3 protein-coding genes are annotated in these 9,377 nt (G+C 73.3%); all 3 read left to right on the plus strand.

Annotated elements, in window-relative coordinates; all coding sequences use genetic code 11:
• Positions 1-2,610: SDR family NAD(P)-dependent oxidoreductase (locus ABZ919_RS41195; protein WP_361259372.1), on the plus strand; the 2,610-nt coding region annotated here is incomplete at its 5' end.
• Positions 2,607-8,258 (plus strand): type I polyketide synthase, encoded by a 5,652-nt coding sequence (locus ABZ919_RS41200; RefSeq protein ID WP_361259375.1) that lies wholly within the window; start codon positions 2,607-2,609, stop codon positions 8,256-8,258. The genes ABZ919_RS41195 and ABZ919_RS41200, both read left to right, overlap by 4 nt.
• 70 nt (positions 8,259-8,328) lie before the next feature.
• On the plus strand, positions 8,329-9,377 hold a 1,049-nt coding region (locus ABZ919_RS41205), incomplete at its 3' end, for a beta-ketoacyl synthase N-terminal-like domain-containing protein (RefSeq protein WP_361259378.1).

Consider the following 9,377-nt stretch of genomic DNA (forward strand, 5'->3'; position numbering starts at 1 on the left):
TCCACGATCCCGTTCTTCTCCACGGTGGAGGGCGACTGGATCGACACCGAGGCTTTGGACGCCGGGTACTGGTACCGCAACCTGCGCCGCACGGTTCGTTTCGAGGAGGCGGTCCGCGCCCTGGCGGGCCAGGACCACACGGCGTTTGTCGAGGTGTCGGCGCATCCGGTGCTCGCGATGAGCATCCAGGACACCGCCGAGGACGCGGTCGTCACCGGCACGTTGCGCCGTGACGAGGGGGGCCTGGACCGCTTCCTGACTTCCCTGGGTGAGCTATGGGTTCACGGCATCGACGTCGACTGGGCGCAGGCTTTCGCCGGCACCGGCGCCCACCACACCGACCTGCCCACCTACGCCTTCCAGCACCGCCGCTACTGGCTGGACGCGCCCCCCGCCGAGGCCGTCCCCACCCCCGTCCTCGATGACGTGGACGCCCGCTTCTGGGAGGCGGTCGAGAGCGGGGACCTGGAGTCCCTGGCGTCGACGCTGGACGTCGAAGGCGAGGCGGAGCAGTCGTCGCTGGGCAGCGTGCTGCCGGCGCTGTCGGCGTGGCGGCAGCAGCGTCGTACGCGGTCCACGCTGGACCGTTGGCGCTACCGTCTCGAATGGAAGCGGATCGCGGAGCGACCGGACGAGAACACCCGGCCGGGTACCTGGCTGCTGGTCGTTCCGGCAGAGGTCGACGACGATGCCTGGGCCGTGGCGGCCGGCAAGGTGCTGGCCCAGGGCGGTGCGACCGTGATCCCGCTCGCCTGGACCGCGGCGGACGGCGACCGGGAGCAACTCGCCCGTCGTATCGGGGAGATCGGCGCCCTCGACGGCGTACTGTCCCTGCTCGCCCTCGACGAGACCCCGCATCCGCGGCACCCGGAGGTTCCGCTGGGGCTCGCCGGGACGCTGCAGCTCGTGCAGGCGCTGGGCGACGCCGGTGTGGACGTGCCGCTGTGGCTGGCGACGCGCGGCGCGGTGTCCGCCGGCGGCGCGGACCCGACGGTCGTGCGGGAGGCGCAGGCGCAGGTCTGGGGCCTGGGGCGGGTGGTCGGCCTGGAGTATCCGCAGCGGTGGGGCGGTCTCGTCGACCTTCCCGAGGCGCCCGAGGAGCGTGCGCTGGCGCGGCTGCGGGGTGTGCTGGCGGCGCGCGCGGCCGGGGACGAGGACCAGCTCGCGCTGCGTGCGGAGGGCGTGTTCGCTCTCCGGTTGCGGCGCGCGCCGGTCGCTGAGACCCGCGCTGTACGGGAGTGGAAGCCGCAGGGTACGGTCTTGATCACCGGGGGAACCGGTGCGCTGGGCGGGCGAGTTGCCCGTCGGCTGGCGCAGCGGGGAGCCCAGCATCTCGTGCTGGTCAGCCGTCGTGGCGCGCAGGCGCCGGGCGCCGAGGAGCTTCGTGCGGAGCTGACCGGAATCGGCGTTCGGGTGACGGTCGCGGCCTGTGATGTCACGGACCGCGTGGCGCTGGCAGGGCTCCTTGAGAGGTTGCGGGCCGACAAGTCGCCGGTGCGCTCCGTCGTGCACACGGCGGGTGCGGCACCGTACGCGAGCCTCGCGGAGACGGATCTCACCATGCTGTCGGAGGTGGCGTCGGGGAAGGTGACCGGCGCCGTCCACCTGGACGAGTTGCTGGCGGACGACGAACTGGACGCCTTCGTCCTGTTCTCGTCCAGCGCCGGCGTCTGGGGCGCGGGGGGCCAGGGCGCGTACGCCGCGGCCAACGCGCACCTCGACGCGCTGGCGCAGCGGCGCCGCGCCCTCGGCCGCCCGGCGACCTCGGTGGCCTGGGGTGCGTGGGCGGAGTCGGGGATGTTGACGGACAACGGGGCTGAGGAGCACATGAGTCGGCTCGGAGTGCTGGCGATGGACCCGGAGCTGGCTCTGGAGGCGTTCCAGCAGGCTCTGGACCACGACGAGAACTGCACGGTGGTCGCGGACGTGGACTGGGCGCGGTTCGCGCCCGGCTTCGCCGCGGCCCGGCCCCGGCCACTGCTGGACGACCTGCCGGAGGCCCGGCAGGCGCTGCTCGACAGCACCTCGGGCGATCCCGCGGCCGGGGACGGCGGCGATGCCGGTGCGGGCGCGTCCCTGGCCGACCGGCTCGGGGCGATGACCGCGCCGGAGCGGGACCGCACCCTCCTCGGCCTGGTGCGCTCTCAGGCCGCGGCCGTGTTGCGGCACGACGGTGCCGACGGCGTGGGGGAGAACCGGGCCTTCAATGAGCTGGGCTTCGACTCGCTGACCGCCGTGGAGCTGCGCAACCGGCTGCAGAAGGCCACCGGGCTGCGGCTGTCCACCGCGTTGGTCTTCGACCATCCGACCCCCGTCGACCTGGCCGCCCACCTGCGGGACCGGCTGGTCGGGCCGGAGGGCGACGGTGCAGGGTCGGCCATCGCGGAGCTGGACCGGCTGGAGGCCGCGGTCTTCTCGCTGTCTCCGGCGGACGAGGACCTGCGGACCACGATCACCTCGCGGCTGGCGGTGCTGCTGTCGAGGCTGGGCGGTTCCGAGGAGAGCGCGCCGGCCGCCGATGCGGCGGGCGCCGATGTCGAGGAACGGCTCGGCACGGCGAGTGACAACGAGATATTCGACTTCATCAACCGGGAGTTCGGTAAGTCATGACGGCGAATGAGGAAAAGCTCCGCGAATATCTCAAGTGGGTCACCGCCGACCTGCACAAGGCGCGCACCCGGCTGCAGGAGCACGAGGACGCCGAGCGCGAGCCCGTCGCGATCGTGGCCGTCAACTGCCGTTTCGGCGGGGCCGACTCGCCGGAGGAGCTGTGGCGGCTGCTCGTGGACGGCGTGGACACCGTGGCCGCGTTCCCCGACGACCGCGGCTGGGACATCGACAGCCTCTACGACCCCGAGGGCACGTCGGGGCGGCCGGGCACCACGTACGTCAACGAGGGCAGCTTCGTGCGCGGGGCCGCCGACTTCGACGCGGACTTCTTCGGGATCGCGCCGCGCGAGGCGCTGGCGATGGACCCGCAGCAGCGGCTGTTCCTGGAAGCCTGCTGGGGGCTGATCGAGCGGGCCGGCATCGACCCGTCGTCGCTCAAAGGCAGCCAGACCGGTGTCTTCGTCGGCGGCGCCCCCTCCCACTACGGGCCGTCCGCGGGGAACGTCACCGAGGACGTCGCCGGGTACGTCGTCACCGGCGGCTCCGGCGCGGTGCTCTCCGGCCGGCTGTCGTACTTCCTGGGCCTGGAAGGGCCGGCGGTGACGGTGGACACGGCGTGCTCCTCGTCGCTCGTCGCCCTGCACGAGGCCGTGCACGCGCTGCGCCGCCGGGAGTGTTCGCTGGCCGTCGCGGGCGGTGTCGCGGTCATGTCCACGCCGGTCGCGTTCATGGAGTTCAGCCGCCAGCGGGGGCTCGCGGCGGACGGCCGCTCCAAGGCATTCTCCGACGACGCCGACGGCATGGGCTGGGGTGAGGGAGTCGGCGTCCTGCTGCTGGAGCGACTGTCGGACGCCCGGCGCAACGGCCACAAGGTGCTGGCGGTCGTACGCGGCACGGCCGTCAACCAGGACGGGGCGAGCAACGGTCTCACGGCTCCCAACGGCCCCTCCCAGCAGCGGGTCATCCGCGCCGCCCTCGCCAACGCGCGGATCTCCCCGGCGGACGTCGACGCCGTCGAGGCCCACGGCACCGGCACGGCCCTCGGCGACCCCATCGAGGCCGAGGCACTGATCGCCACCTACGGGCAGGTACGTCCCCAGGGGCAGCCGCTGCTGCTGGGCTCGCTGAAGTCGAACATCGGGCACACGCAGGCGGCCGCCGGCGCCGCGGGTGTGATCAAGATGGTCCTCGCGCTGCAGCACGGTGTGCTGCCGCGGACGCTGCACGTCACCGAGCCGTCGACCAAGGTGGACTGGTCGGCGGGGGCGGTGGAGCTGCTGACGGAGACCCGTGCGTGGCCGCCGGCCGACGACCGTCCGCGTCGCGCGGGCGTCTCCTCCTTCGGGGTCAGCGGGACCAACGCGCACATCATCCTGGAAGAGGCACCGCAGGACGAGGCGGAGCCGGAGCCGGCCGGGACGGTGCTGCCCACCGTCCCCTGGGTGCTCTCCGCCCGGGGCGGCGACGCCCTGCGCGCCCAGGCGGCCCGCCTGCTCACCCACGTCGAGGGCGGCCGGGAGCCGTCCCCCGTCGACATCGGCTGGTCACTGGCCGCCGGCCGCGCCACCCTGGACGACCGTGCCGTGGTGACCGGCTCGTCGGCGACCCAGCTCATCGACGGCCTGCGGGCGCTGGCGCGCGGTGAGGAAGCCGACGGCGTCCTGACCGGCCCGAGCTCGCCCGGCGGCGCCGGCCGCGTGGTCTTCGTCTTCCCCGGCCAGGGTTCGCAGTGGGCCGGCATGGCCAAGGACCTGTGGGAGTCCTCGCCCGTCTTCGCGGCCCGCATGGACGAGTGCGAACGCCTCCTGGGCGAACTGGTCGACTGGTCGCTGCGCGACGTGCTCGGCGACGAGGAGGCGCTCAGCCGCGTCGATGTCGTCCAGCCCGCGCTCTTCGCGATGATGGTCTCCCTGGCCGAGGTGTGGCGCGCCCACGGCGTCGAACCGGCGGCCGTCGTCGGGCATTCGCAGGGCGAGGTGGCCGCCGCCTGCGTGGCCGGCGTGCTGTCCCTCCCGGACGCGATCCGGGTGGTCGCCCTGCGCAGCCGCGCCCTGCGGGCCCTCGCGGGCACCGGCGGCATGCTGTCGATCGTTGCCTCCGAGGAGTGGGTGCGCGAGCGGACCGAGCCGTTCGGCGAGCGCGTGTCGATCGCCGCGGTCAACGGCCCCAACACCGTGGTCGTCTCCGGTGACCCGGACGCCCTGCGAGAACTCGGCATGGTCCTCGCCCAGGCCGGCGTGATGCGGTGGAACGTACCCGGAGTCGACTTCTCCGCGCACTCCGCCCACGTCGAGCCGCTGGAGCCGGAGCTGGCCGAGATCCTCGCCGGGGTCGAACTGCGCCCCGCCGAGGTGCCGTTCTACTCCACCGTGACCGCCGGGCCGCTGGACACCGGGGAGCTGGACGCCGGCTACTGGTACCGCAACCTGCGTGCCCCGGTCCGCTTCGAGGAGACCGTACGCGCCCTGGACGCTGCGGGACACGACGTGTACGTCGAGGTCAGCCCCCACCCCATTCTCACCATGGGCGTGCTGGAGACCCTGGAGAGCCGCGACCGCACCTCCACCCCGGCCGTCGTGAGCACCCTGCGCCGTGACGACGGCGGCCTCGACCGCGTGCTCACCTCCCTCGCCGAGGTGTGGGTCCAGGGGGCGCACGTCGACTGGGAGCGCGTCTTCGCCGCCATCGGAGCCACCCGCGTGGACCTGCCGACGTACGCCTTCCAGCGCCGTCGTTACTGGCTGGACGGCACCGCCGGCGCGACCGGAGCGCTGACCCGCCTCGGCCTCACCGCCGTCGACCACCCGTTGCTCGGGGCGGCACTGGACCTGCCCGACGCCGCCGGCGCGGTCCTCACCGGCCAGTTGTCCCTGCGGACCCAGCCGTGGCTCGCCGAGCACGCCGTCGACGACGTCGTCCTCCTGCCCGGCGCCGCGTTCGTGGAGCTGGCCGCCCGGGCCGGTGACGAGGCCGGCTGCGACCTCCTGGAGGAACTCACCCTCCAGGCTCCGCTGATCCTGCCCGCGACGGCCGGAGTCGGACTGCGCGTCACCGTCGGCGCGGCCGACGACTCCGGACGACGTGAGCTGAGCATCCACTCCCGCCCGGGCGGCACACCGGACACCCCCGAGGACGGCGCGGTGTGGACCTGCCACGCCACCGGCGTCCTGGCCGCGGGAGCCGAGCGGCCCGACCGGGACCTGACCGCCTGGCCCCCGGCCGGCGCCACCCCCGTCGACTGCGCCGACGTCTACGACGACTTCGCCGCCGCCGGATACCACTATGGCCCCCTCTTCCAGGGCCTGCGCGCGGCCTGGCGACGCGGCGACGAGACGTTCGCGGAGGTTGCGCTCCCTGAGGACCGCGCCGCCGACGCCAGCCACTACGGCCTGCACCCCGCCCTGCTCGACGGCGCCCTGCACGCCGTGGGACTCGCCATCCTCGACCGCGCCGGCCATGGCGACGGCGCACCGCAGCCCCGGCTGCCCTTCGCCTGGCGTGGCGTCACCCTGCACGCCACCGGCGCGGCGGCCCTGCGCGTCGCCGTCACCCCCGCGGACGGCACCGACGCCGTCTCCCTCACCCTGGCCGACGGCACCGGCCACCCCGTGGCCACCGTCGACAGCCTCGTCATGCGCCCGGTCGACACCGAGCAGCTACGGCAGACCGCGAACGCCCAGAACCGGCCGGACGACTCCCTGTTCCACCTCGCCTGGACCTCCCGCGACCTCGCCGCAGCCCCGTACGGAACCACCCCCTGGGCGATCGTCGGCGGCGACACACTCGGCGCGGCCGACGCCCTGGGCAAGATTCCCGGCCTAGCCGTCAGGCCCTTCGCGGACCTGACTTCCCTCGCCGACGGCGACACCCTGCCCCCGTTCGTCCTCGTCGACTGCACCTCCGGACAGGGCGAGACGACCACCGTCGTACGCGCAGCCCTGCGCCGCGCCCTGGAGCTGGTGCAGGGCTGGCTGGCGGAGGAGCGGTTCGCGGCGTCGCGGCTGGTGCTGGTCACGCGGGGCGCGGTGGCGGCAGTGCCGCAGGAGCACGTGACCGACCTCGGGGCGGCCACGGTGTGGGGTCTGCTGCGGTCGGCACAGACGGAGAACCCGGACCGGTTCCTGCTCGTGGACACCGACGCCTCCGAGCCCTCGTGGAGCGTGCTGCCGATGGCCCTGGAGTGGGCGGTGGAGCGCGACGAGCCGCAGCTGGCGGTGCGCAACGGCACGGTGCACGTGCCCCGCGTGCAGCCGGTCGTGCCGGCCGCGGCGGCGGAGGGGCCGGAGGGGCCGGGCTGGGGCGAGGGCACCGTGCTGGTCACGGGTGCCACGGGCACGCTGGGCGCTCTGGTGGCGCGGCATCTGGTGACGGGGCACGGGGTACGGCGTCTGCTGCTGCTCAGCCGTAGCGGGCCGCAGGCTGCTGGGGCCGCTGAACTGGTGTCTGGGCTTGGTGAGTTGGGTGCGGATGTCTCGGTGGTGGCGTGTGACGTGGCCGACCGTGCCGCCTTGGCGGAGGTGTTGGCGGGGGTACCGGCCGAGCGCCCGTTGACGGGTGTGGTGCACACGGCGGGTGTGCTGGACGACGGTGTCGTGTCGTCCCTGACCCCCGAGCGGCTCGACACGGTGCTGCGGCCCAAGCTCGACGGAGCCTGGAACCTGCACGAACTGACCCGCGACCTGGGCCTGTCGGCCTTCGTACTGTTCTCCTCGGCCTCCGCCGCCTTCGGCAGCCTCGGTCAGGCCAACTACGCGGCGGCCAACGCCTTCCTGGACGCCCTGGCGACGGCCCGGCGGGCCCAGGGCCTGCCGGGCGTGTCCCTGGGCTGGGGATTCTGGGAGCAGGTCACCGGCCTGACCGGCGGACTCACCACGACGGACGTACGCCGCCTGACCCGCGCCGGCATGAGCCCCCTGCCCACCGCGCAGGCCCTCCAACTCCTCGACACCGCCCAGCGGTCGACCGCCCCGGCCCTGCTGCCCATCCGGTTCGACCGCGCCAGGCTGAACCGCCCGGCCGGCCCGGACGCCGTGCCCGTGATGATGCGCGACCTGGTCCGCGTCCCCACCCGGCGCGCCGCAGCCGCCGGATCTGGACCGGCGGAGAGCGAATCCACGCTGAAGCGGCGACTGGCCGGACTGGACGAGCCCGAACTCGGGCGCGCCCTCCTGGAGTTGGTGTGCACCCAGGCAGCGGCTATCCTCGGCCACACCACGATGTCCGCCATCGAACCCGGGCGCGGATTCGTGGATCTCGGATTCGACTCGCTCATGGCCGTCGAGTTCCGCAACCGACTGACCACGGCGACCGGCCTGCGCCTGCCCGTCACCCTCATTTTCGACTACCCGAACCCCGAAGCCCTCGCGGCCCACCTCCGCGCCGAGCTCCCGCTCCACGCGGACGGCCCTGCGGCACAGTCCCCGGCCACCGTCTCCGCGGAGCTCGACCGGTTGGAGAAGACCCTGGAAGCCCTCGCCACGGACGAGATCAAGCGCATGGAAATCACGGTGCGCATGAAGTCATTCCTCGCGAGACTGGGCGACACCACCGGGACGCGCCCGCCACAGGACATGAATGACGACGATCTCGAATCGGCCACCGATGACGAACTGTTCAGCGCCCTTGAAAACGAGCTGAGGAAATCCTGAACCAACGAACGACCGGATGAACTGACTGGCCGTTTTCACCAGCAAGACTTTAACGGGGAGCTGATGCCGCATGTCCGCCGAGGGACGTAATTCCACCGAGGAAAAACTCCGTTCCTACCTCAAACTGGCGACCGCCGACCTTCGCCAGGCCCGCCGTCGCGTGGAGGAACTGGAGTCGAAGGACCGCGAGCCCATCGCGATCGTCGGCATGGGCTGCCGCTACCCCGGCGGCATCACCACCCCCGAACACCTCTGGAGCCTGGTCGCCGCCGGCGCCGACGCGGTCACCGGCTTCCCGGCCGATCGCGGCTGGGACCTGGACGGCCTGTACGACCCGGATCCGGACCGCAAGGGCAAGAGCTATGTCCGTGAGGGCGGGTTCCTGCACGACGCGGCCGACTTCGATCCCGAGTTCTTCGGCATGTCGCCGCGCGAGGCGCTCGCCACCGACCCGCAGCAGCGACTGCTGCTGGAGACCTCCTGGGAGGCGCTGGAGCGCGGGGGCATCGACCCGAAGTCCCTGCGTGGCAGCCGGACGGGCGTCTTCGCAGGGGTCATGTACAACGACTACGCGGCACGCATGCACAAGGCACCCGACGGCTTCGAAGGCCAGGTCGGCAACGGCAGCGCGGGCAGTGTCGCCTCCGGGCGCATCTCCTACACCTTCGGGCTGGAGGGCCCGGCGGTGACGGTGGACACGGCGTGCTCGTCGTCGCTGGTCGCCCTGCACCTGGCTGCCCAGGCCCTGCGGGCGGGCGAGTGCACCCTGGCCCTGGCCGGCGGCGTCGCGGTCATGGCCTCCCCGACCATCTTCGTGGAGTTCAGCCGCCAGCGGGGGCTGTCGCCGGACGGCCGCTGCAAGTCCTTCTCGGACGCGGCCGACGGTACGGGCTGGTCCGAGGGCGTCGGCATGCTGGTGCTCGAGCGGTTGTCGGATGCGCGGCGCAACGGGCATCCGGTGCTGGCGGTCGTGCGCGGCTCGGCCGTGAACCAGGACGGTGCGAGCAGCGGGCTCACCGTTCCCAACGGGCCGTCGCAGCAGCGGGTGATCCGCGCCGCCCTGGCGAACGCCGGGGTGTCGGCCGGTGACGTGGACGTGGTCGAGGCGCACGGCACGGG

The organism is Streptomyces sp. NPDC046759 (assembly GCF_040645475.1).
Classification (GTDB): domain Bacteria; phylum Actinomycetota; class Actinomycetes; order Streptomycetales; family Streptomycetaceae; genus Streptomyces.